Raw genomic sequence first — 22461 nt, forward strand, 5'->3', positions numbered from 1 at the left:
AATTCTTGCATTTTCCTGGCATAACAGACGGGCAACAAGATAGCGTCGGGTTCCGTCGATTGCACACAGGGCAAAGTCGGAACGAATTGCCCACGTGGTGATGTTTCGCTCGACGGTTGACGGCATGGGTCGGGGGATCCCGCCGAGCGGAGGACCGCAATGATGAACAGAGTCCAGAAATCGACAACAACGGCACACGCGCGTTCACCACAGAGTGAGCGGGCCACCGCGCCGGCGAAGATCCTGGTGGTCGAGAGCAATCCGGCCGTCGCCGAAATCACGGTGCTGGTGCTCGCCGCGGCGGGCTACCACGCCTTCCAGACCGCCAGCGGGCGGCAGGCCCTGCGCACCCAGGACCGCCTGAAACCCGATGTGATCCTGCTGGACCGGGCGGTGCCCGATGTCGCGGCGGCCGAACTGTGCCGCGATCTGCGTGCGCGGACCACCGCGCCCATCATCGCGCTCAGCACCGACCACAATCCCGAATTTTTGGAAACGATCCTGGCCGCGGGTGCTTCGGAGTGCCTGCTCCTGCCGGTGCACACCCGCGAACTGCTGGAATGCATCGCCTTCCGGCTGCGCGCCCACCAGGCGCCGGGCGCGAGCGCCGACGCCAAGCGCGAAACCACGCCGGATCCGAGGCCCTACGCCGCGGCCTGAACCGCGGCCGGGCGAAACCGACAGACCCCTGCCCGGCGATGCCGCCGGAGCAGGGGATGGGATTCCGGCGGCATCAACTATTCGGGGACCATGCCTCGGGATACCGACGAGACCCACCGGGCAGTACCGGACGTGCACCCGGTGTCACTGCCGATAAGCAGAGTAGTCCCCAAAACGGCTGTGCGCGTTGATATCCGCCGTCCGGGACCTGACATCTTCGTGAACTGAATCCGCCTGTGCCCCCTCCGCTCCGCTCCGCCGCGACCCGGCGGATGCACACCGGTGCGCCGCCGGCCCGGCCGGCCGGGCCGCGAGCTGTGGTCGCTCTCGGCCGGAGTCGATAGGGTGCGGCGGTGAATACTGCGGAATTCGTTCAGCGGGGCAGCACGGTCGTGGATCGGCTGTCCACCACACAGTCACCGCCGCCGTGGCAACTGGTGGTCGGGACCGGTGTGGTGGCGCTGCTGCTGGTGGCGTTCCGGCCGACGTGGCGGATTCTGCGCAATGCGGTGACCATCGCCCACGAGGGCGGGCATGCGTTCACGGCACTGCTCACCGGGCGGCGGCTCAACGGCATCCGATTGCATTCGGACACTTCCGGACTCACGGTGTCGAGCGGGAAACCCTATGGACTCGGCATGATCCTGACGACCGCGGCCGGCTACCCCGCGCCCGCGCTGCTGGGTCTGGCCTACGCGGCGCTGCTGGGCGCGCATCGCCTCACCCTCATGCTGTGGCTGACCATCGCGCTGCTGCTGGTGCTGCTGGTGAAGGTGCGCAACTGGTACGGCCTGCTGTCGATCCTGGTGACCGGCGGCGTGGTGTTCGCGGTGTCCTGGTCCGGCAGCGACACCACCCAGGCGGCGCTGGCGTATCTGGCGGCCTGGTTCCTGCTGCTGGCGGCGGTGCGGCCGGTGATCGAGCTGCAGCGAAATCGCGCACACGAGCCGAACTCCGACGCCGACCAGCTGGCCCACCTGACGCGGATCCCGGGCCTGCTGTGGGTGCTGGCCTTCGGCGCCATCGCGCTGTGCTCACTGGCCTTCGGCGCGCGACTGCTGCTCGTGGATGTGACCGGGGTCTGCGTGCCCCCGCTCACGCACAGCACCTGCGCGGCGTCAACCGCCGGGTGAGCATTCTCCCACCTCACGGCGAGAGTGGTATCGCTGCAAGGTTTCTGGTGAACGGGGACTAACATTCGCCGTACACCGTCCGGGTGATCCCGAACACCGGATTTGCCCGGATCTTTGGCCCGCCCGCACCGCCGGCGGGCGCTCCATCGTTGCGGCAAGAAGGGATTCGGGATGGAACGACCGGAATGGGCCCCGGAGGGCGTGGACATGACCCGGCCCAGCCCCGCGCGCATGTACGACGCGCTACTGGGCGGCTCGCACAATTTCGAGGTCGACCGGCAGGCCGCCGCGGCGGGCAAGTCGCTGGTCCCCGACCTGCCGCGGCTGGCGCTGAGCAATCGCGCCTTCCTGCGCCGCGCGGTGCGCTTCCTGGTGGATTCGGGCGTGCGGCAGTTCCTCGACATCGGTTCCGGCATTCCGACCGCGGGCAATGTGCACGAGGTGGCGCATGCCATCGATCCGGACTGCCGGGTGCTCTACGTCGATATCGATCCGGTGGCCGTGGCCCACTCCCGTGCCATCCTGCGGGGCACTGACCGGGCGGCCGCCATCGAGGCCGACCTACGCGAGCCCGCGGCGCTGCTGGAGCAGGCGCGGGGCACCGGCATCATCGACTTCGACCAACCCGTCGGCATCCTTCTCATTGCGGTCCTGCACCTGATGAGCGACGACTACGCCCCCATCGACAAGGTCAACGCCCTCCACGACGCCGTGCCCGTCGGCAGCTACGTCGCGATTTCGCATCTCACCTCGGCCATGCGCCCCGACGACGCGGCGAAGCTGGTGGAGAACTCGCACAATGTCAGCAAGATAGGACTGCAGTTCCGCAGCCGCGACGAGATCGCCGCGCTGTTCGGCAAGTGGGAGCCGATCGAGCCCGGTGTGGTGGAATTGCCACTGTGGCGGCCGGAATCCGACCGTGACCAGCATGAGGCGCCGGGCCGTTCGCTGGGACTGGCGGGTGTGGGCCGCAAGGCCTGAGTGGTTCGGACGAGTCAGGGGCAGGGGGTCACCGGTGGCAGCACAAGAGTTGGCGGTCCGATGGGCGGACGCTCTCGATGGCGCGGTCGCGCCGACGCTCACCCGTGCCCAGGTGGAGGATCTGCTCGACGGTTTCGGTGACCGCCTGATCGCGGCCGTGCGCGGCACCGGGGACATGTCGGTGGCGCGGGAGGCCGCGGTCGCACTGGTGGCCGCCAACTACCGCGACCCGCTGGCCGTGCACCGCTCGGTGCTGGTGCTGTGCAAGGACCTGGTGACCGACGCCTGCCCCGACCCCGGCTGCGCGGACTACGGGCCGGTCCGCGATCGCGCCATCGAACTGGCCGCGGAATTCGCCGCCGAGTTCACCGCCGGGCTGCGCAGTGTCGCGCTGGCCGAACAGGAGACGACGCTCGGCGCCGCCCTCACCGCGGTCCAGGAGGCCGAGGCGCGCCGGCAGCTGTCGGAGGCACGGTTCCAGGCCATCTTCGAGGGGGCGTCGGTGGGCATCGGCACCGTCGATGCCGCCACCGGCGAGGTGGTCGACGTCAATAACGCCTTCGCCGAGACCCTGGGCGTCCCCGCCGAGTCCATGCCCGGCCGTACCGTGGCCGACATTCTCGGCCCAGAGAACATCGGTGAGGCGTTCTCCCTGTTCCAGCGTCTGCTCTCCGGTGAGATCGACCGCTTCCGCTTCGAGACCCGGCACACCAAGCCGGACGGTACGCACACCACGATCGACCTGTCCATGACGGTGGTCCGCGACAACGAGGGTAAGCCGCGCTTCCTGATCGGCGTGACCGTCGATGTCACCGACCGCAAGCAGCTGGCCGATCAGCTCTGGTACGACGCCCACCACGATTCGCTCACCGGCCTGCCCAACCGCCTGCTGTTCTTCGACCGTCTCACCGCGGCCACCGGCCAGGTCGGGGTCTGCTACCTGGATCTGGACGGCTTCAAGGAGATCAACGACCGCCGCGGCCACACCGCCGGCGACCGGGTGCTGTGCGAGGTGGGCCAGCGGCTGCGCCGGGCCCTGCCGCCGAACGGGGTGGCGGCGCGGCTGGGCGGCGACGAGTTCATCGTCCTGGTCGAAAACTGCTCAGGTCAGGACGAATTGGACACCGTCGCGGACGGCCTGCTGGCCGCGCTGCGCGATCCGTTCGACGTGGCGGGGCTGCTGGTGCAGGTGGGCGCGAGCATCGGCACCGCGCTGGTGGACACCGACTCCACCGCCATCGACGAGCTCATGCACGCCGTGGACGTCGCCATGTACCGCGACAAGGCGCTGCGCCACGGCGCGCTCGGCGACCCTAGATGACGAACGGCACCAGCGCTTTTCGCTCCGCCGGGTAGTCCTCGAACTTCTCCCGGTACCAGGTGTGGGTGGCGAAGGCACGCGGCACCAGATTGCCGAAGGTGATCAGGAAGATGACCACGCCGGGCAGCGCCCAGGTGAGAATGGCGAATCCGGCCCAGGCGACCAGTTCGCCGAGATAGGTGGGGCTGGTGACGAATCGGAATCCCAGACCGTACGGGATCTTGTATTCCGTTGCCCCCGGGTTGTTCTTGTCCCGAAGGTTCCGGACGATCCCCTCCGAGCTCACCAGCAGCGCGAAACCGCAGAGGTAGACGATCAGCCCGATGATGAAGCGCGGGTCGGTCAGCCAATCCGTGCCGTACTGCCCGAGATAATCGTGGCTGAAGAGCGCACCATTGAGATAGCCGTGCAGCGCGGTCACGAACATGCCCATGCCGAGCACGGAAACATTGAAACTGCTGGTCTTGCCGGGCACTTGGCGAATGGAGAGGGGGAAGAACCAGCCGCGGTTGCCGTAGTGCAGAATCCAGATGGCCGCCAGCACCAGGGAAGTCGGCTCGAAGCGACGCGGACCGCTGAGGTACGCGACGGCGAAGACCACGGTGGCCGGAATCTCCATCAACCACCAGCCGAGCTTCGGATTGAGATTGAGTCCGAGTTTGGCGGTGGCGAAGCGGCCGTAGGGGCTCTGCCCGAAGAGGCCGCCGATCAGCACGAAAGCTGCGAACGCGAAAGCGATCGTGAGCACGGTGTCGTAGACGGTATTGCCGGTGTACCAGTTCATTCGCGGTCCTCCAGGTGGAAAAACTAGAACAGGTTCTATCACAGGGCACAGCCCGGCCGGTACCCACCGGGGGGCGCGAACGACGGCCGGCGGGTAGTTTGGCGAGAACCCGGAGGGAGGCAAGGTGGGTTCGCAGGGATGGGATGTGCTGCTGAAATGGATGCCGTTTTTTCTCGAGGAGGACGAGGACGCCGACGAGTCCGGACTCGGATGGAACCCGCGCTTCGTTCAGGTTCGTGACGAACTCACCGGCCGCCGTGTGCATTTCGCGCAGCAGGGCACCGAGATCGAGGTATTGATCGCCGTCCCCGACGACGCCGCCGAGGCCGAAGCGCTGCTGACCGTGCTGCGCGCGCAGCCCGACGGCACCTGGGATCCGGTGCCGCTGCCCTCGGAATCCGATGCCACCGCACCGGATCCGCAGTGGCGTGCCATGCAGCGGGTGCACCAGCAGCCGCGGCTGGCACGCGAATGGAGCACCGGATGGCAGCGCGGGGAGTCGGTCGAGCATCGGCGCGGCGTGGCCGAATCCGTGGTGGCGGTGTTGCGCGACGGGCTCGACATGGATGGGGACCGGCTGCGTTTCGCCACCTGGAGCATGGACGCGCCCGGCAGCGGCAGCTACGGCCTGCCCGCCGACCGCCCCAGTGAGCGCGAAGCGCCGGTGGCGTGTTCGAACTGGGCCGACTTCGAGGACAGACTGAGCTGGGCGCTGACCACGCTGCCCTGGGACGGCGTGATCAACCTCAGCACCCCGCATCCCGGACCGGACCCGTGCTTCGTCCAATTCCTGCACGGCAGGCAGCTTTTCAACGAGGCCAGCGGCTGGGATGTGGCCGGACTGGGCGCGGGCGAGTTCGACCGGCGCATGCGCGAGCTGGGCTGGAGTTTCGCCCCGCACAGCGTGCCCGGCGGGGCCGCGCTCATCTGGGAGGGGCCGCTGGCCAAGACCGGGTTCAATCCCAGCCTGGCGGGCGCGCCGCGGCGGACGGTGGCCACCTTCACCGAGGTGTTCACCGTCGGGCATCCGCAGGATCTGGTGTTCCGGGCGTTCCGCAACGGCCGCCGCCGCGATCCGGAATTGCGCTATTTGGATATCGAACTCGGGATTCCACGCGACGTCCGGTGACCCGCCACGCGGCGGTCGCCGGGGGCGGGTGAGGTTCAGAGCCGGCGCAGGCGGATCGGCAGGCCGTCCGCCGGCGTCGGGCCGGTACCGGCGACCAGGGGCACCTGATAGCCGTCCGGCACACTCCAGCGGTAGTTCAGCAACATGCGGTGCATGGTGGCCTTGACGGTCATGCCGCCGAAGTACCGGCCGATGCACTTGTGCGCGCCGCCGCCGAAGGGCGGCCAGGCGAAGCGGTGCGACTTGTCCTCGGCGCGTGCGGGATCGAAGCGTTCCGGATCGAACACGTCCGGGTCGTGCCAGTACTCCTCGCTGCGCATCATCGAGTACGAGCCGACCATGACCAGCGTGCCCTTGGGGATGAAGTACCCGGCGATCTCGGTGTCCTCCAGCGCTTCTCGCACCATCTGGCCGACCGGGGCGTACATGCGCAGGGTTTCGCGGAAGGCCATCTCCAGGGCGGGCAGCCGGTCCAGGTCGGCGTAGTCGAGGGTGGGTTTGCCCAGCGCCTGCGATTCCTCGCGCAGCCGCTGCTGCCATTCCGGATGCCGGGCCAGTTCGTAGGCCAGCATGGCGATGGCCAGGGTGCTGGTGTCGTGGGCGGCCATCATGACGAAGATCATGTGGTCGACGATGTCGGCGTCGGTGAAGGATTCGCCGTCCTCGGTCTCGGCGTGGCAGAGGACGCTGAACAGGTCCTCGCCGTCGCCGGCGCGCTTGGCGGGCAGTTCCCGGCGGAAGTAGTCCTCGAGCAGCCGGCGGCCGCGCAGGCCCCGATTCCACACGCCGCCGGGCATATTGGTGCGGATGATGGCCTTGCCGCCGTGCACGGCGTCCTCGAAGGCCTGGGACAGGCGGGTGCCCTCGGGACCGAGTTCCGCGCCCGCGAAGACCACCGTGGCCTGTTCCAGCAGCATGCGCTTGACGTGGTCGTAGAGCGGGAAATCGGGGGCGGGCTGCCAGGAGTCGACGCCGCGCACGATGCGCGGGGTGGTGAGGTTGAGGTAGCCGATGAGCCGCGGGCGGGTGAAGGCCTGCTGCAGGATACGACGGTGGTAGGCGTGATCGTCGAAGTCGCGCAGCAGGATTCCGCCGCGGAAGAACGGGCCGATGAGGAATTCCCAGCCCTGTTGCGCGGAGAGCACGTGCTCGCGGTCCAGCAGCACCTCCTCCACGGCGGCCGGGCTGCCGATGCCGACCACCTGCCGCCCGAACACGCCCATCCACTGCACGGGGCCGTAGCGGCGCATGCGGTCGCGGCCGAAGGTGAGGGGGTCGGCGAGGGTGCTCACCACGTGGCCGATGCCGGGCGGGCCGTAGTCACCCATCACCGGTTTGAGCCCGCTGCCCGGCGGCGGTGTCGCGAGTGCCCGCGGCACGCTGGGATAGCGCTCCAGTACCCCGGCGGCGCGGCATTGAATTCGATAGTTCACCACGGCTTTTCGCACAGCCATCCCTCAACGGTAGCGGAAACGATAGTTTCCGTAAACGGTCGTTTCCCGATTTCTGTGCCAAGCTGTCAGGGTGACGCGGGCTTTCAATGGGACCTATCGCGGCACCACGACCGACGAGCGTCGGGAGCAGCGCCGGCGACGGCTGCTGGACGCGGCCCTCGAGATCGTCGGCACGCAGGGGCTGGCCGCGCTCACCGTGCGCGGGGTGTGCGAGCAGGCGAAGGTGGGGCCGCGCTTCTTCTACGAATCCTTCACCGGTCTGGACGCGCTGGCCTCCGCGCTGCTGGACGAGGTGCAGGGCACGGCCCTCGAGCAGGCTCGCACGGCGATGACCGAGACCCCCGGCGGACCCGAGGAGAAGCTGCGGGCCGGGGTAGCGGCGCTCATCATCACGGTGACCGATGATCCGCGCCGGGCGAACATCGCCTTCGCGCAGGCCTACGGCAGCGAGATGCTCATGCGCCGCCGCTTCGAGGGCATGCGCCGGGTGGCGCAGCTGCTCATCGAGCAGACGCGAGTGCTGCTCGATATTCCCGAGGGCGACGACACCGCCCTGACCGCACTGGCCCAGCTGATCACCGGCGGCGCGGCCGAGCTGATCCTGGTGTGGCTCGACGGCGGCCTGAAGGTGGAGCGGCCCGTGCTGATCGGGATCGTCGCGGATTACGTTGTGGCCATGGTGGACCGGCTCCCCGGAATCACCGAGAAGCTCGGCTGAGCGGGTCCGCAGGACTCAGGACGCGCGGCGTCCGATGCCGCTGGCGATGATCTCGTCGACGACGATCTTCGCGGTCTCGGTGCAGGCGGTGATGCCGCCGTTGGCGTACTCCTTGACCGCGTCGCCGACGTTCCAGAGATTCGCGATCGGGGTGTCGTGGGGTAGGTCGTAGCCGGCGACCGTGCGCTGGGGTGGCCAGTCGTCGCGGGTGACGGCGATGGACAGGATGCGGGCCGCGTCGAAGCCCGGGATCTCCTCGCGCAGATCCTGGAGCACGAGCGCGGTCTCGGCCTCGGAGTCGAAGTCGCCCACCGACGGCTTGGGCACCCCGGTGCCAACGTAGAGGTGCCAGCCCTCGGGGGCCATCTCCGGGCAGGTGGCGGTGAAGTTGGCGACGTAGCACAGCCGTCTGGTACGGGCGAAGCTGAGCAGGCCGGGCGCGTCGATGAGCGGTTCCCGGCTGGCGAAGTTGACCGAGATCATGGCGCAGGGCAGATCGCGTTGCAGTACCGAGCCGACATAGTCGGACGGAAAGTGTTCGGGACCAACGAGATCCAGCGTGGCCGACGGCCCGATGTCGCTGACCGCGAAGGCGCAGGAGACATCGGAGGTTTCACCCCCGTGCCGGATGCGCGCCCCGACGACGCGATCGTCCTCGACGAGCAACTGCTGCACCTCGGTGCCCAGACGCACCTGTCCCCCATTGCGTTCCACCACCTCCGCCAGCGCCTTCCAGATGCCGATGGTGCCCTCCGGGCAGAAGCCGAGCTTCTTGAACGCGGACGCGCGGCTGAAGTAGGTGAGGAACACGCGCGCGGGGAGTTCCTCCGAGCCGACGGCGAAGATCGAGCCGCACATATTGCGGAAGATGCCTTGCACCGCATCGTTTTTGGTGTACCGCCGCACCCAGTCGGCGGTGGACAGTTCCCGATCGGGCAGCCCGCCGCCGGTGCGGGCCGCGCCGATTCCGGTGAGCAGCTTGGCCCCCTGGCGGGTCAGCTGGGAGATGAGCAGCCCCCAGCCGCCGCTGGTGACATCCACGTCACGGCCGTTGATGCGGTACAGAATCGGCGGATCCGCCGGGCGCACTTCGAATTTCGCGCCCACCTCCTCGAAGGTCCGTTCGGTGATGCCGCCGAGTTCGACGACCACCGCGCCGGTGTTGACGATGAAACCGTCGAGTTCGGTGGTGGAGGCTCGTCCGCCGATCCGGTCCAGGCGTTCGACCACCAGGGTGCGGTAGCCGTGGTGCGAGAGCCGGGCGGCCGCGCACAGCCCGCCCGCTCCGGCTCCGACAACCAGTGCGTCCCACGTGTTCTCGCTCATGGCGAGCCCCCTCGCGAGCAGGCTCAGCCCGCTGGGTTCACCCCGGGCCGAGCGTCGGACATATCGGTAATACGGCTCCAATTCTCCCGCACCTGGTCCATCGTCGGAACCTCACTGAAGAACACGGGCTGGTTGGCGAACAGCTGGGTCCGGTGCACCGAGCCACCGCCGACCACCAGCACCATGCCGGAGTCGGTGCAGTCCTCGCTCATCAGGTGGCCGACGATGGGGGCGACCTGGGCGGGCGGCAGCTTCTCGAGCATCTCGGCCGAGGCGATGTCGGCGGTCATGCGGGTGGCCGCGATGGGCGCGACGGCATTGACGCCGATGTCGTACTTGCGGCCCTCGATGGCGAGGGTGTTCATCATGCCGACCATGCCGAGTTTGGCCGCGCCGTAATTGGCCTGGCCGAAGTTGCCGTACAGGCCGGAGGTGGAAGTGGCCATGACGACGCGGCCGAAACCCTGCTCGCGGAAGTGCGGCCAGGCGGCGTGGGTGACGTAGAACGAGCCGAACAGGTGCACGCGCTGCACGGCCTCGAAGGCCTCGGGGGTCATCTTCACGAAGCTCATGTCGCGCAGGATGCCCGCGTTGTTGACCACGCCGTGCACCGCACCGAAGCTGTCGATCGCGGTCTGGACCAGCGCCTTCGCACCCTCCTCGGTGGCGACGCTGTCGTAGTTGGCGACGGCGGTGCCACCGGCGGCGCGGATCTCCTCGACCACGGCGTCGGCCATACTGTGCCCGGATCCGGAGCCGTCGCGCGCACCGCCGAGGTCGTTGACGACGACCAGCGCGCCCTCCCGGGCGAGCAGCAATGCGTACTCCCGGCCCAGTCCGCCACCGGCTCCGGTGACAATGACGACGCGATCGGTTACACCAGGCATGAAATCTCCTTGCCGAAGTTAATGACAGTTCGGAACGTAGCAGGAGCGGATTCGGCGCCCGTGTGCTGCCCGCCACACTCGTCGAAAAACTGGACAGTCGATAGGGTTGGCGTGATGACCCCGCACCTGCACCGCCGCTACCCCGAGCTCCAGCGGACCCTGCCCCACGTGAGGCTGGGGACCGGCCCGACGCCGGTGCGGAGACTGGAGGCGCTCGACACGGCGGGCGCGGACATCTGGCTCAAGGACGACAGCGCTTTCGGTGACGGCGGCTGGGGCGGCAACAAGGTCCGCAAGCTGGAATGGCTGCTGCCCGACGCACTGCGCCGGCGGCGGACCACCATCGTGACGGTGGGCGGTCTGGGCACCAACTGGGGACTGGCGACCGCGCTGTACGGGCGCGAACACGGGCTGAAAACCGTGCTGGCACTGATAGATCAGCCGGTCGACGAGCATGTGCGAGCGCAACTCGAGCGATTGCGGGCCTCGGGCGCCGAGCTGCACTTCACCCACACCAAGGCGCGCACCATTCTGAGTGCTCCGTATCTGCTGGGCCGGCATTTCACCGGCCTGCGACCGCCCTACTTCCTGCCCGCGGGCGGGTCGTCGCCGGTGGGTGCGCTCGGATATGTCGAGGCCGCAATGGAATTGGCGGATCAGGTGAGCACCGGGGAGATTCCGGAGCCGGGCCACATCGTGATTCCAGTGGGGTCGGGCGGGACGGCGGCGGGGCTGTCACTCGGATTACGACTGGCCGGATTGCGCACGCGGGTGGTGGGTGTGGTCGTGAACGACACGCTGCGCCTCGACGAACCGGCGCTCGCCAGGCTGGCGGGCCGTACCGAGCGGCTGCTGCGGGCCCGTGGCGCGCGGTTGCCCGAGAACCTCTCCCCCACCGCCAATCTGGACATCGTCACCGATTACCTCGGTCCGGGATACGGCTATCCGATGCCGGAAGCAGCTACGGCACAGGCGCTTTCGGAGGATCGGGAGCACATGCGGCTGGAGCCGGTCTACACCGCGAAGGCCATGGCCGCGCTGCTGGACATGAACGCGCACGGCCGGTTCGACGGTCCGGTGGTGTACCTCAACACCAACGGACCGCGCTGACACCGGTTTCCGCACGTCGTCCACTCACGCGGCCGCGAGCTTGGCGGTCAGGAATTCCTCCCAGGTACGGCCGCCGACGGCGTGCTCCGGAGTGAGGTTGCCGCCCGCCGCGTAGGCGCGCGCCGCCTTGCCCGGGGCCTTCATGGTGAACACCGGGCGGTGGCGGCCGGTGGCCTCCAGGTAGCTGCGCTCGAGTTCCTTCATGGTGTAGATGCGCGGGCCGCCGATCTCGTCGACCAGGCCCGCGGGCTCACCCAGGGTCAGTTCCACCAATCGCGCTGCCACCTCCGCGGTTTCGATGGGCTGGAAGCGGAAGTCGAAGACCGGCACCAGCGGCATCCTGCCCAGCGCCGAGACCATGGTGAAGAGCAGGTCGTGGAACTGGGTGGCGCGCAGGGTCGTCCACGGCAGGCCCGAATTCTCCACCACCAGTTCGGCTTCCCGCTTCGATGCCATATACGCCATGGTCTGGCGGTCGATGGCGCTCTCGACGGGAATCCGGTCCGCGCCGACCACCGAGATGTAGATCAGGTGCGGGAACACGCCCGCGGCCTGGATGGCCTCGACCAGGGTGCGCGCCTTCTCACCGTCGCCCTTGGTGGTGCCCGCCAGATGCAGGACGGTGTCGACGCCGGCGACCGCCTCGGCGATGCCCGCGCCGGTCTGCAGGTCGCCGGCCACGTACTCGATGCCGTCCTGCGCCGCCCGCGCGGTGCGGCTCAGCACGCGCAGGTGCACGCCGGCCTCCCGCAGCAGCGGGGTGACCAGGCTGCCCAGGGTGCCGGTGCCGCCGGTGACCAGAACCGTCTTCGCCATGATGACCATCTCCTTCGTCTCGCGCCGCCGCTGTGGTGGCGTCCTGCCAAGCTGACGACGCAGCGGCGGCGGATGTGACACGACGTGACCGGCGGCACACCACGGAGGCGTCGTAGGCTGGCCGCATGCCCGATTCCGGTTCCGCGCAGCAGCTCGATCGCCTGCTGGACCTGGTCTCCGGCCGTCGCCTGGCCGTGCTCACGGGCGCGGGCATCTCCACCGACAGCGGCATTCCGGATTACCGCAGCGCCGACGCCCCGCCCCGGACCCCGATGACCTATCAGCAGTTCATCGGCGATCCGCTGTTCCGCCAACACTATTGGGCGCGCAATCACGTCGGATGGCGGCGTATGGATGCGGCCCGGCCGAATCCTTCGCATCGGGCGCTGGCCCGGCTGGAACGTGCGGGCCTCGTCAGCGGCCTCATCACCCAGAACGTGGACCTGCTGCATACCAAGGCCGGTCATCACAGGGTCATCGATCTGCACGGTGTCTACGCCCGCGTTCGCTGCCTCGACTGCGACGCCCTCACGTCGCGCATGGCTCTGGCCGATCGCCTCGAAGCAGCCAATCCCGGCTTCGCCGACTCGATCCTGCTCGACGGCCTCGAAGTCGCGCCGGACGCCGACGCCGTCGTGACCGACACCGACTCTTTCCGCATGGTCGACTGCCTGCACTGCGGCGGCCTCCTCAAGCCCGACATCGTCTACTTCGGTGAATCGGTCCCCAAACCCCGCGTCGCGGCGGCCCTCGACCTGGTGGACTCCGCCGACGCCCTCCTGGTCGTCGGCTCGTCCCTGACGGTCATGTCCGGTCTCCGCTTCGCCCGCCGCACCGCCAAATCCGGCCGCCCGCTCATCATCCTGAACCGCGGCGGCACCCGTGCCGATGCCCTGGCCACCCTCATTCTCGACGCTGGCTGCGCCCCTGTCCTCACCGCATTGTCAGACGCCCTCATCCCCAGCTGATTTCGACCGACACAACGCGGCGGACGGGGCAATCGATGCCGAGTGGCAGGTATTTCAGAGGACGTTCTGCCCTTGGACCCGCCGGTCGCGGAAGCCAGGCTTGGTGGTGGCCGATGCCGGATCCCCAACGCGGATCAAGAGATCGAGAGGACAAGACCATGAAACCGTTGTCGGAATCGCTGATGGACCTCGCCGCACAGGTGAAGCGGTTCGAGGAGTCGTCCGCCGCGGCGCGCGAGCAGAAGCGCGCCGCGCTCCAGGCACGTCGGGAGGAGCTGGAGGCGACCCTCGAGCGCGAAGGCAGCGAGTTCGAGAAGACCACGGCCGAACTGCGGGACGTCGCCCAGAAGTGGTGGTCGGACACCAGGGAAGCCCTCGAACATCAGATCGAGGTGATGCGAACCGATTTCGAGAAGTGGCAGGCCGACATCAAAGCGGAGCGTACGGCCGACACCACCGAGCACGCCGAGGACGGGCAGACCGCCGAGCCCGCGACCAAGAGCTGAGCGAATACCGCACGCAGCAGCCGACCTCCGACGGCGGCCTTCCCGGGGTTACAGCGGTGACTCCGTCGAGCGGCCTGTCGTCGGGGGCTGGAGCCGGTGATACCGGCAGTCCTCCTCACGCGGCACCCGCGGTCGACGCGCCGAATCCTCGCTGGCCGGGAGCGAGGTTGTAGTCTGTCCGAGACATCAGGCGCGGACAGGGGAAACCGAAATGCCGACAACCGAACCCAACATGTTCCCGGCGTGGCTGGACCGCTTGCAGGTCAGGTATATGAACCCGGTGGTTCGCCCGCTCGCGCCGTATCTGCCCGGGTTCGCCGTGATCGAACACCGCGGCCGCAAGTCGGGCCGAGCGTATTCCACACCGGTCAACGCATTTCGCTTCGACGGCTCGCTCTATGTGGTCATGGGCCACGGCCGGACCGATTGGATCAAAAACGTTCTCGCCGCCGGAGAAGCCGCTACCTCTCACGCTTTTCGCCAGTACAAACTCGTCAATCCCCGTATAGTCGGCCGCGGCGAGGCGGGCCCGGAAGTCCCGTTCCCCGCCCGGATCGCCGCCCGCCGGCTCCCGCTGTTCGTCGCGGACATCGCTTCCGGGGAGTGACGCGCCGCTAGTCCCGGACCTCGAGCCGGCGCACCAGCGTGACCAATGCCGTGCGCAGGGTTTCCGGATCGTCGGCGTCCGCGCCCAGGATCATCCGCACCACCTGCGGGGCGGCGAACCACCAGGCGGCCAGGGCCGCCACCGCGTACAGCAGGTAGCCGGGGGCGACCTCGTCCGGCAGGGTGCCCGCCCGCTGGGCGGCCGCCAGCGCGGCGACCTTGTCCGCGTAGTGCGAGGCGCGGGCGGACTCGCCCGGCAGCTGACCGTCGTGCGGTTGCAGCCCTTCCCAGTACATGAGGCGCAGGAACTGCGGGTGGGTGCGGTGGAAGTCGAAGACGTGCCCGGCGTACTCGGCCAGGTCGCCGGCCTTGTCGGCGGTCAGCGGGCTGGCGGCGGCGAGCTGCTCGAGCTGATCGGTGAGCACGGCCTCGAACAGGCCGCGCTTGTCACCGAAGTACTGGTAGATGCGTTCCTTGTTGATCCCGGCGCGGGCCGCGATGGCGTTCACCCGGGCGCCGTCGGGTCCGCGTTCGGCGAACTCGAGTACCGCCGCCTCGAGCAGCAGCCGTCTGGTCCTCTCGGTATCCCACGCCATGCCGTCCATCCAACCATCTCCAACCACACGGTTGCGGTTGGGCCGCGGTCGTGGCAAACTCCAACCACACGGTTGCAACCATCTGGTTGCAGATTGAGGAGGAGGTGGCATCGTGCCCGAGTTGCGCTCCCGCACGGTCACGCACGGACGGAACATGGCCGGGGCCCGCGCCCTCATGCGGGCCAGCGGCGTGCCCTCGGCGGATATCGGCCGCAAGCCCGTCATCGCGATCGCGAACAGCTTCACGGAGTTCGTGCCGGGCCACACCCACCTCCAGCCGGTCGGCCGCATGGTCTCCGAGGCGGTGCGGGCGGCGGGCGGTATCGCGCGGGAGTTCAACACCATCGCGGTCGATGACGGAATCGCCATGGGGCACAGCGGCATGCTGTACTCGCTGCCGTCCCGGGACCTGATCGCGGATTCGATCGAGTACATGGTGAACGCGCACTGCGCCGACGCGCTGGTGTGTATCTCCAACTGCGACAAAATCACTCCGGGCATGCTCATGGCGGCCCTGCGTTTGAACATCCCGACGGTGTTCGTCTCCGGCGGACCGATGGAGGGCGGCACCGCGGTGCTGGTCGACGGCACGGTGCGCAGCCGGCTCGACCTCATCGTCACCATGGCCGAGGCGGTCTCGCCCGAGGTGTCCGACGCGGATCTGCAGCGCATCGAGGAGAACGCCTGCCCGACCTGCGGCTCGTGCGCGGGCATGTTCACCGCCAACTCCATGAACTGCCTCACCGAGGCGCTGGGCCTGGCGCTGCCGGGCAACGGCACCACGCTGGCCACCCACACCGCGCGGGCCGAGCTGTACCGGGCGGCGGGACACACGGTCATGGACCTGGCGCGCCGCTACTACGACCAGGACGATGCCTCGGTCCTGCCCCGGAATATCGCCTCCCACCGGGCCTTCGACAATGCGATGGCCCTGGACCTGGCCATGGGCGGATCCACCAACACGGTGCTGCACCTGCTCGCGGCGGCGCAGGAGGCCGGGCTGGACTACACGCTCACCGAGATCGAGAAGATGTCGTTGCAGGTGCCGTGCCTGTGCAAGGTGGCGCCCAATGGCGATTATCTGATCGAGGACGTGCACCGCGCGGGCGGCATCCCGGCGCTGCTCGGCGAGCTGAACCGGGCCGGACTGCTGCACCGCGATGTGCACGCCGTGCACGCGGATTCGCTCGACGCGTGGCTGGCCGAGTGGGATGTGCGCGCCGCGCGCCCCTCCGCGGCGGCGCGGGAGCTGTTCCACGCCGCTCCCGGCGGCAAGCGGTCGGCCAGCGCCTGCTCCCAGTCCGAGCGCTGGCACACCCTCGATCTGGATGCGGCGGCGGGCTGTATTCGCGATGTCGCCCATGCCCATTCGCGCGACGGCGGTCTCGCGGTGCTGCGCGGCAACCTGTCTCCCGACGGCGCGGTGGTGAAGTCCGCGGGCGTGGCCGCGCACATGCACACCTTCACCGGTCCCGCCGTGGTGGTGGAGTCGCAGGAGGATGCGGTCGAGGCGATCCTGTCGGGCCGGATCAAGGCCGGTGACGTGCTGGTCATCCGCTACGAGGGTCCGCGCGGCGGGCCGGGCATGCAGGAAATGCTGTATCCGACTTCATATCTCAAGGGCCTGGGCCTGGCCCGGGAGTGCGCGCTGATCACCGACGGCCGTTTCTCGGGCGGTTCCTCCGGCTGCTCCATCGGCCACATCTCCCCGGAGGCAGCGGCGGGTGGCCCGCTGGCGCTCGTCGAGGACGGCGACACCATCACCATCGACATCCCGTCGCGCTCCCTCACCCTCCACGTCGACGACGCCGAATTGGCCACCCGCCGCGCGGAATTGGAGGCGAACGGTGGCTACCGGCCGCGCCACCGTGAGCGTGAGATCTCGCTGGCATTGAAAACCTATGCTCTGCTCGCCACCTCGGCCGACCGGGGCGCGGTGCGCGACCCCGCCAAACTCGCCGGGTGAGAGCCGAACTCGCCGGATGAGAGGTGACCGTGGTTTCGCCCGGCGCGGCGGCGACTCCGGGCCGTCCCGGGTCAGCCGGCCACGGATTCGACGATGAAACTGGCGACCGTGGTGGTGCTGCCGCCGATGTTCACGGTGCCGTAGCGGGTGACGCCGGGAAGCTGGCAGTCGCCCGCCTGGCCGGTGACCTGCTGGTACGCGTCGAGAAGCATGCGGACACCGGTCGCGCCGACCGGGTGGCCGATGCCGATCAGCCCGCCGCCGGGGTTGATCGGCAGGCTGCCGGTGCGGGTGATGTCGCCGGACTCCACGGCCTTCCAGCTCTCGCCGGGCGCGGTGAGTCCGAGGTGGTCGATGGCCACATACTCCGACATGGAGAAGCAGTCGTGGACCTCGAGGCCGCCGAGCTGGCGGATATCGGCCAGACCGGCGCGGGACAGCGCGTCGAGGACCGCGGTGCGCAGGTGCGGGAAGACATAGGGTTCGGCGGCGGAGGCGCGGAACTTCGCGTCGAGCGAAAGGCCGACGGTGCGGTGGCCCCAGCCCGAGATCAGCGCGGTGGTATCGGGGCGGATGGTGCTGTGCCGCTGCAGGAACCGGTCCGAGACGAGTATCACGGCCGCCGCGCCGTCGGTCATCTGGCTGCAGTCCTGGCGGCGCAGGACGCCGGCCACCGGTGGGTTGGCGGTGTCGTCGGCGGTGAAGCTCGCGTCGGTGTAGGACCAATTCCTGGTCTGGGCACGGGGATTCGAGCGGGCATTCGCGACATTGAGCGCGCTGATGGCGCGCAGGTGCGCGGCATCGAGGCCGTAGCGCCGGTCGTATTCCGCGGCGATGGCGGCGAACTGGGTCGGCCACACCAGGTCGGTGTCCTGCGTCTCGTGGCCCGCCCAGGCCGCCGCGCCCATGTAGGCGGCCGCCTGCCCGCCCGGGACGGTCTTCTCCAGCTCGGCGCCGATCACGAGTGCGCAGTCGTAGCGGCCGGATTCGAGATCGGCCATGGCGGCGAGGGCGGCCATGCTGCCGGAGGCGCACGCGGCCTCGTGGCGGGCGGCCGGAATGCCCCACAGCTCCGGATGGATGGTGGCGGGCATGCCGCCGAGCTGGCCCTGGCCGGTGAACAATTGTCCGAAGGCATTGCCGACGTGGATCACCTCGATCGCGGTGGCGTCGAGGCGGACGGCGGCGAGCGTCTCGTCCAGGACGGCGCGGATCAGGGCGTCGAAGCCGAGCCCGACGCGGTGCCAGTTGACGGCGAAATCGGTTTGGTCGCCGCCCAGAATGTGCACGGACACAGGGTCCTCCTGCGATCGAAGGGTGGTCAGAGCCGGGCGCGTAGTTCCCGGCGCAGCAGTTTGCCGACCGGATTGCGGGGCAGAGTATCGGTGAGCTCCAGGCGCTCGGGCAGTTTGAACGAGGCGACCTCGCGGGCCTGTAGATGCTCGACCAGGTCGGTGAGGGTCACGGTGGCGCCGGGCGCGGGAACGACCACGGCACAGCATTTTTCGCCGAGCACCGCGTCGGGGTAGCCGACCACGGCGACATCCGCGATCGCGGGATGGTCGATGAGCAGGCCCTCGATCTCGGCGGGCGCGATGTTCATGCCGCCGCGGATGATGATCTCCTTCACGCGGTCGACGAAGCGCAGGTACCGGCCGTCGTCGCCGCATCGTTCGAAAACGTCACCGCTGCACAGGTATCCCTCGTCGTCGAAGGGTTCGGCGGTGGCGGTGCCGGGCAGGTAGCCGCCGAAGACGGCCGGGCCGCGCAGGCGCAGTTCGCCGCGTCCGCCGATCGCGGTGACCGTCGCCCCGGTGGTGACGTCGACCAGTTTCACCGCTGTCCGTTCCGCCAGTCTGGTGGACCAGCGCACCCCGGCCGCACCGTAATACGGCAGATGCTGGGCGCGCAGGGTGGGATCCGGCAGATCGGACGGTGCGCCCAGCAGGCTCACTCCCTCGTTGGATCCGAAGAAGTTGATCACCTGGATGCCCAGTTCCTCCTGCCAGCGCCGCACCACCGGCGGCGGCAGCGGCGCACCGCCGGAGCCGACCGTGCACAGCGAGGACAGGTCGGCCCGGGCGCGCAGGTCGTCGTTCTGCAGCAGCATGGTGAGCAGGGCGGGCGGCATGCTCGTGTGGGTGACCCGATGCTCGGCGAGCTGCCGGAAGAACACGGGCAGATCCAATGGGTGATGCTGGACCAGATGGCCGCCCGCCAGCAGCCACGGCAGGAACGAGCCCGCGAATCCGGCCATGTTCACCATGGGGAAGGGGTTGAGCACCACCGAATCCGGGGTCATGCCGAGCCCGTCCTGGACACCGCCCGCCACGGCGAGCCAGTCGCCGTGGCAGCGCGGGATGCCCTTGGGCGCGGCCTCGGTGCCGCTGGTCCAGCAGATGGTGATGCGATCGTTGACGGTGACGCGGAGCGTGCGGGTGTAGTCGCGCACCTGCTTGCGGGCAGCTGCGCCGACCGGGCCGTCGAGGGCGATGGCCTGCTCCGGGACTCCCGGCCCGAAGGCGAAGACAGCGCCCTGCCCGCCGACAACGGTCAGGGCCTCCGCCGCGAGTGCCCGATCTCCCAGCGCCCCAACGGTAATGACGGCCTCGGCCGCTGTCGCGGCAACAATGCCCGACAGCTCGTGCCGCCGGAACGACGCGGGCATCGGCGTGGCCACCGCGCCCAGCCGCCACAGGGCGAGGTATACGGCGGTCAGGGCGATCGAGTTGGGCAGTTGGATCGCGACGGTGGAGCCCTGGCGAATCCCGGTGGCCAGCAGGACCGCCGCGATATCGGTGACGTGGTCGTCGAGTTCGCGCCAGGTGAGGGTGCGCGGGTGCGCGCCGGTCAGGTCCGCCAGGTTGGCCGGGTCGGTGATGGCGGGCGCGTCGGGGGCCTCGGTGACGCGGTGGCGGAAGACGTCGGGAACCGTCTCGGGCTGCCACCAGCCGCGCTCGAGGTAGGTGCGCACGGTGTCCGCCGGATGGCAGGCGTGCACCGGGCGGGCGGGGGACGTCGTTGCGGCGGAGGAGATTTCGACCATCGGAGTTCCCTGGTGATGAGTTGGTGACGGCGCAGCTGGTCCGGCGACAGTGCGGGCCGCGGGTCAGGTCAGGCGGCGCAGCACCACGGCCGAGCCGAGCCCGAGCGCGGCGGGAATGGCCACCAGCGCGTGCTCGCCGTCGCGGCGGCGCAGCTCGTCCAGCGCCTGGGCGATGAGGATCCCGCCGGTCGCGCCGAGCGGATGCCCGACCGCCACCGCACCGCCGGACGGATTCACCCGGGCCGCGTCCACTCCGAGCTCACGCATGAGCACCAGCGGTGTGACGGCGAAGGATTCGTTCACCTCGATCACATCCAGCTGCGCGGGCGAGATGCCCGCCCGCTGCAGGGCCACCCGGGCCGCACTGGTCGGCGCGGTCAGCAGCGGTGAGCGGACGGCGGTCTGGGCCGTGCCCACGATCTGCGCCACCGGCGGCCGCCCGAGCATGTGCTCGGCGCGCCGATTGCCCAGCAGCAGCGCCGAAGCCCCGTCGGCCAGCTGCGGCGCGGTGGCAATGGTGTGCAGCCCGGCGACGGGACGCCGCGCCTGCGGCGTCCGGCGGGCCACCCGCTCCCAGGACGGATCGGCTCCGAACAGGGCGGGCAGCGCGGCGAAGGCCGACGCGCACGCATCCGGCCGCGCGCCCTCGTCGGCGGCGAGGAGCACGGTGCCGCCCTTGCGTGCCGGGATCACCGACGCCGATGTGGCTGCGCTGCTGGCCTTTCGATGCGACCGCACCGCGAAGGCGTCCAGCTCCGGCCGGGTGATGCCGTACTCGGCCGCCGTGAGATCCGCCGACACCCCGATGGTGACGAACCCGGTCCGCTCCCCCAGATCGGCGTCCCCGGCGATGGCCGGCCGATCCGCCAGCATCGGCACCCGCGACATCGACTCCACCCCGCCCGCGACGATCACATCCGCGAACCCGGCCGCCACCCGCGCCGCCGCGCCCTCCACCGCGTCCAGACCGGAACAGCAGAGTCGCGAAACCACCGCCCCCGGCACGGAATCCGGCCATCCCGCCCACAACACCGCGGCCCGGGCCACATTCGCACCCTGCTCCCCCACCGCGGTACTCACCCCGACCAGCACGTCGTCGACCGCCGCCGGCGGACAGCCCCGCTCCTCCAGCGCCGCCAGCAGCTGCCCGAACAACTCGTACGGCGGAACCTCCGCCAAGGTGCCCCCGCCCTTGCGCACCCGCCCCCGCGGCAACCGCACCGCGTCATAGACGAACGCCTCACTCATCGATATGCCTCCGCTGTTCTGCCGACTCCGGGTCGGACTCTTCTCCGCCAGTCTCCGGTACTCCGGGGCCCGAACCCGTAACGATCCCGGTGAGCGCGTCGAGGGTCCGATATCCGGCCGGGTCGTCGGCGGTCGTCACCGGCACGATGACCACCTCGTCGGCCCCCGCATCCGCGTATTCGCCGAGGCGGGCGGCCAGGGTCCGAGCATCGCCGAACATGCCGACGGCCGTGGGCAATTCGTCGGGGATGGCCGCCAGCACCTCACGCGGGTGGGTTCCGCTGCTCGCCAGCCGGACCACGTCTCCGAATCCGGCCTCGGTGAACATGGCGTCATACCCGGGGGCGCGCAGGTATCCGACGACACCCTGCCGGACGGTCGTGTACATGTCGGGTTCCGGATCCGCGGCCGCGATCACCCACACGGAGACCGGCGGTGCCGCACGCCCGGCCCGCGCGGCGAATTCGCCTATCGCGGTGACACATCGGGCAACCTGGGCCGGCGTCACCAGATTCAGCACCACCCGATCGGCGCAGCGCGCGGCGGCCTCCAGCGCCCGCTCGCCGAAGGCCGCGACAATGATCTCGCCGCCGGTCGGGCCGACGGAGAACCGCGACCGATGTTCTCGGCCATGGCCGTTCGAAGACGCTCGGCCGCGCGCGGATCCCACACTGGGCCGGCCGATCTCGGCGGACCCATCCGGTCCATACGCGCTGCGGGCCACGGCCGGGCGCAGGGCGGGCAGGCGGAGGCGGAATCCTCGTATGCGTTCGATCAGGCCGTCGTATTCGACCTTCTCCCCGGCCAACAGGGCCCGCACGATACGGGTCGTCTCCTCCAGATGCCGTGCGGTGCGGTGCCTTCGGCGGCCGTGCCAGTCGCGGACCACCACCGTGCTGGAGGTGCCGAGGGCGATGTCGACCGGGCGGCCGGTGAGGGCGGCGACGGTGGCCGTCCCCATGGCGATGGTCGCGGGGCTGCGGACGCCGACGGCGAGCGGGCCGAGGCACAGCGGGATCCGGCCCGGGGCCCGGCCGATGGCGGTGGCCAGGGCGAAAGCGTCGAAGGTCGCCATCTCGCCGACCCAGAGACGGTGGAAGCCGAGCTTGTCGGCGGCCTCGGCCACCAGCAGGGCGTCCAGGGGTTCGCGGTTCTGCCAGTACGGGAGGCTGACACTCAGATGCGGAAGGGGCACGCGGGCAACCT

The 22461-nt window shown here is 69.5% G+C and carries 21 protein-coding genes; 11 read left to right on the forward strand and 10 right to left on the reverse strand.

Features of this window, described 5'->3' with window-relative positions; all coding sequences use genetic code 11:
* Positions 1 to 162: 162 nt before the first annotated feature.
* The 4 genes from AB0L60_RS21785 to AB0L60_RS21800 all read left to right on the forward strand — a co-directional run bounded on the left by AB0L60_RS21785 (position 163) and on the right by AB0L60_RS21800 (position 4095).
* Positions 163 to 660, forward strand: a complete 498-nt coding sequence (locus tag AB0L60_RS21785) for a response regulator (protein WP_364616762.1) — start codon at positions 163 to 165, stop codon at positions 658 to 660.
* Between the two features lie 353 nt (positions 661 to 1013).
* Positions 1014 to 1793: a M50 family metallopeptidase gene (locus AB0L60_RS21790; RefSeq protein ID WP_364616764.1), complete on the forward strand. Its 780-nt coding sequence runs from the start codon at positions 1014 to 1016 to the stop codon at positions 1791 to 1793.
* A gap of 171 nt (positions 1794 to 1964) precedes the next feature.
* Positions 1965 to 2774: an SAM-dependent methyltransferase gene (locus AB0L60_RS21795; RefSeq protein WP_364616766.1), complete on the forward strand. Its 810-nt coding sequence runs from the start codon at positions 1965 to 1967 to the stop codon at positions 2772 to 2774.
* A 34-nt stretch (positions 2775 to 2808) separates the two neighbouring features.
* Complete coding sequence (locus tag AB0L60_RS21800) at positions 2809 to 4095, forward strand: sensor domain-containing diguanylate cyclase (protein ID WP_364616768.1); 1287 nt, start codon at positions 2809 to 2811, stop codon at positions 4093 to 4095.
* On the opposite strand, the gene AB0L60_RS21805 is transcribed toward AB0L60_RS21800, so the two are convergent.
* Complete coding sequence (locus AB0L60_RS21805; RefSeq protein WP_364616770.1) at positions 4088 to 4879, reverse strand: 3-oxo-5-alpha-steroid 4-dehydrogenase; 792 nt, start codon at positions 4877 to 4879, stop codon at positions 4088 to 4090. The two genes, AB0L60_RS21800 and AB0L60_RS21805, sit on opposite strands and share 8 nt — an antisense overlap.
* Positions 4880 to 5003: 124 nt before the next feature.
* On the opposite strand from AB0L60_RS21805, the gene AB0L60_RS21810 reads away from it, so the two are divergent.
* Positions 5004 to 6008: a hypothetical protein gene (locus AB0L60_RS21810; RefSeq protein WP_364616772.1), complete on the forward strand. Its 1005-nt coding sequence runs from the start codon at positions 5004 to 5006 to the stop codon at positions 6006 to 6008.
* 35 nt (positions 6009 to 6043) lie between these two features.
* Here AB0L60_RS21810 and AB0L60_RS21815 read toward each other — a convergent pair whose 3' ends face one another.
* A complete protein-coding gene (locus tag AB0L60_RS21815; RefSeq protein ID WP_364616774.1) occupies positions 6044 to 7462 on the reverse strand; it encodes a cytochrome P450 in 1419 nt (472 codons plus the stop codon).
* Positions 7463 to 7532: 70 nt separating this feature from the next.
* Between AB0L60_RS21815 and AB0L60_RS21820 the strand changes: the two genes are divergently transcribed.
* On the forward strand, positions 7533 to 8180 hold the full coding sequence (locus tag AB0L60_RS21820) for a TetR/AcrR family transcriptional regulator (RefSeq protein WP_364616776.1): 648 nt from the start codon (positions 7533 to 7535) through the stop codon (positions 8178 to 8180).
* A gap of 15 nt (positions 8181 to 8195) precedes the next feature.
* Here AB0L60_RS21820 and AB0L60_RS21825 read toward each other — a convergent pair whose 3' ends face one another.
* Both AB0L60_RS21825 and AB0L60_RS21830 read right to left on the reverse strand, forming a co-directional pair.
* Complete coding sequence (locus tag AB0L60_RS21825) at positions 8196 to 9506, reverse strand: FAD-dependent oxidoreductase (RefSeq protein WP_364616778.1); 1311 nt, start codon at positions 9504 to 9506, stop codon at positions 8196 to 8198.
* A gap of 23 nt (positions 9507 to 9529) precedes the next feature.
* Positions 9530 to 10393 carry an SDR family oxidoreductase gene (locus AB0L60_RS21830; RefSeq protein ID WP_364616780.1) on the reverse strand — a complete coding sequence of 288 codons (864 nt, stop codon included), beginning with the start codon at positions 10391 to 10393 and terminating at the stop codon, positions 9530 to 9532.
* A gap of 114 nt (positions 10394 to 10507) precedes the next feature.
* On the opposite strand from AB0L60_RS21830, the gene AB0L60_RS21835 reads away from it, so the two are divergent.
* Positions 10508 to 11503: a pyridoxal-phosphate dependent enzyme gene (locus tag AB0L60_RS21835; protein ID WP_364616782.1), complete on the forward strand. Its 996-nt coding sequence runs from the start codon at positions 10508 to 10510 to the stop codon at positions 11501 to 11503.
* Between the two features lie 24 nt (positions 11504 to 11527).
* On the opposite strand, the gene AB0L60_RS21840 is transcribed toward AB0L60_RS21835, so the two are convergent.
* Positions 11528 to 12319, reverse strand: coding sequence for an NAD(P)H-binding protein (locus AB0L60_RS21840; protein ID WP_364616784.1), 792 nt, complete (start codon positions 12317 to 12319; stop codon positions 11528 to 11530).
* Positions 12320 to 12444: 125 nt separating this feature from the next.
* On the opposite strand from AB0L60_RS21840, the gene AB0L60_RS21845 reads away from it, so the two are divergent.
* The 3 genes from AB0L60_RS21845 (at position 12445) to AB0L60_RS21855 (ending at position 14400) form a co-directional block, all read left to right on the forward strand.
* Positions 12445 to 13287, forward strand: coding sequence for an NAD-dependent protein deacetylase (locus AB0L60_RS21845; protein ID WP_364616786.1), 843 nt, complete (start codon positions 12445 to 12447; stop codon positions 13285 to 13287).
* A gap of 158 nt (positions 13288 to 13445) precedes the next feature.
* Positions 13446 to 13793: a hypothetical protein gene (locus AB0L60_RS21850; RefSeq protein ID WP_364616788.1), complete on the forward strand. Its 348-nt coding sequence runs from the start codon at positions 13446 to 13448 to the stop codon at positions 13791 to 13793.
* A 211-nt stretch (positions 13794 to 14004) separates the two neighbouring features.
* Complete coding sequence (locus AB0L60_RS21855) at positions 14005 to 14400, forward strand: nitroreductase family deazaflavin-dependent oxidoreductase (RefSeq protein ID WP_364616790.1); 396 nt, start codon at positions 14005 to 14007, stop codon at positions 14398 to 14400.
* A 7-nt stretch (positions 14401 to 14407) separates the two neighbouring features.
* Here the strand turns inward: AB0L60_RS21855 and AB0L60_RS21860 are convergent, their stop codons facing one another.
* Complete coding sequence (locus AB0L60_RS21860; protein WP_364616792.1) at positions 14408 to 14995, reverse strand: TetR family transcriptional regulator; 588 nt, start codon at positions 14993 to 14995, stop codon at positions 14408 to 14410.
* A gap of 112 nt (positions 14996 to 15107) precedes the next feature.
* Between AB0L60_RS21860 and ilvD the strand changes: the two genes are divergently transcribed.
* Entirely contained in the window at positions 15108 to 16961 is a 1854-nt protein-coding gene (gene ilvD, locus AB0L60_RS21865) for a dihydroxy-acid dehydratase (protein WP_364616794.1), read from the forward strand.
* 71 nt (positions 16962 to 17032) lie between these two features.
* On the opposite strand, the gene AB0L60_RS21870 is transcribed toward ilvD, so the two are convergent.
* The 4 genes from AB0L60_RS21870 to AB0L60_RS21885 form a co-directional block, all read right to left on the reverse strand.
* Positions 17033 to 18256, reverse strand: coding sequence for an acetyl-CoA acetyltransferase (locus tag AB0L60_RS21870; RefSeq protein ID WP_364616796.1), 1224 nt, complete (start codon positions 18254 to 18256; stop codon positions 17033 to 17035).
* 26 nt (positions 18257 to 18282) lie between these two features.
* On the reverse strand, positions 18283 to 20007 hold the full coding sequence (locus tag AB0L60_RS21875; RefSeq protein ID WP_364616798.1) for a class I adenylate-forming enzyme family protein: 1725 nt from the start codon (positions 20005 to 20007) through the stop codon (positions 18283 to 18285).
* A 63-nt stretch (positions 20008 to 20070) separates the two neighbouring features.
* Complete coding sequence (locus AB0L60_RS21880; protein WP_364616800.1) at positions 20071 to 21255, reverse strand: acetyl-CoA C-acyltransferase; 1185 nt, start codon at positions 21253 to 21255, stop codon at positions 20071 to 20073.
* Complete coding sequence (locus AB0L60_RS21885; RefSeq protein WP_364616802.1) at positions 21248 to 22450, reverse strand: LLM class flavin-dependent oxidoreductase; 1203 nt, start codon at positions 22448 to 22450, stop codon at positions 21248 to 21250. Before AB0L60_RS21885 ends, AB0L60_RS21880 begins: the two co-directional genes overlap by 8 nt.
* Between the last annotated feature and the right edge of the window lie 11 nt (positions 22451 to 22461).

The sequence above is a fragment of the Nocardia sp. NPDC051981 genome (assembly GCF_040680715.1).
Lineage (GTDB): Bacteria > Actinomycetota > Actinomycetes > Mycobacteriales > Mycobacteriaceae > Nocardia.

Excerpts from the sequence above, each read along its gene's own strand:
- AB0L60_RS21835 (WP_364616782.1), top strand. The coding sequence starts at position 10,508 with ATGACCCCGCACCTGCACCGCCGCTACCCCGAGCTCCAGCGGACCCTG.
- AB0L60_RS21805 (WP_364616770.1), bottom strand. The coding sequence starts at position 4,879 with ATGAACTGGTACACCGGCAATACCGTCTACGACACCGTGCTCACGATC.
- AB0L60_RS21825 (WP_364616778.1), bottom strand. The coding sequence starts at position 9,506 with ATGAGCGAGAACACGTGGGACGCACTGGTTGTCGGAGCCGGAGCGGGC.
- AB0L60_RS21860 (WP_364616792.1), bottom strand. The coding sequence starts at position 14,995 with ATGGCGTGGGATACCGAGAGGACCAGACGGCTGCTGCTCGAGGCGGCG.
- AB0L60_RS21875 (WP_364616798.1), bottom strand. The coding sequence starts at position 20,007 with ATGGTCGAAATCTCCTCCGCCGCAACGACGTCCCCCGCCCGCCCGGTG.
- AB0L60_RS21840 (WP_364616784.1), bottom strand. The coding sequence starts at position 12,319 with ATGGCGAAGACGGTTCTGGTCACCGGCGGCACCGGCACCCTGGGCAGC.
- AB0L60_RS21850 (WP_364616788.1), top strand. The coding sequence starts at position 13,446 with ATGAAACCGTTGTCGGAATCGCTGATGGACCTCGCCGCACAGGTGAAG.
- AB0L60_RS21785 (WP_364616762.1), top strand. The coding sequence starts at position 163 with ATGAACAGAGTCCAGAAATCGACAACAACGGCACACGCGCGTTCACCA.
- AB0L60_RS21830 (WP_364616780.1), bottom strand. The coding sequence starts at position 10,393 with ATGCCTGGTGTAACCGATCGCGTCGTCATTGTCACCGGAGCCGGTGGC.
- AB0L60_RS21855 (WP_364616790.1), top strand. The coding sequence starts at position 14,005 with ATGCCGACAACCGAACCCAACATGTTCCCGGCGTGGCTGGACCGCTTG.
- AB0L60_RS21845 (WP_364616786.1), top strand. The coding sequence starts at position 12,445 with ATGCCCGATTCCGGTTCCGCGCAGCAGCTCGATCGCCTGCTGGACCTG.
- AB0L60_RS21815 (WP_364616774.1), bottom strand. The coding sequence starts at position 7,462 with ATGGCTGTGCGAAAAGCCGTGGTGAACTATCGAATTCAATGCCGCGCC.
- AB0L60_RS21795 (WP_364616766.1), top strand. The coding sequence starts at position 1,965 with ATGGAACGACCGGAATGGGCCCCGGAGGGCGTGGACATGACCCGGCCC.
- AB0L60_RS21880 (WP_364616800.1), bottom strand. The coding sequence starts at position 21,255 with ATGAGTGAGGCGTTCGTCTATGACGCGGTGCGGTTGCCGCGGGGGCGG.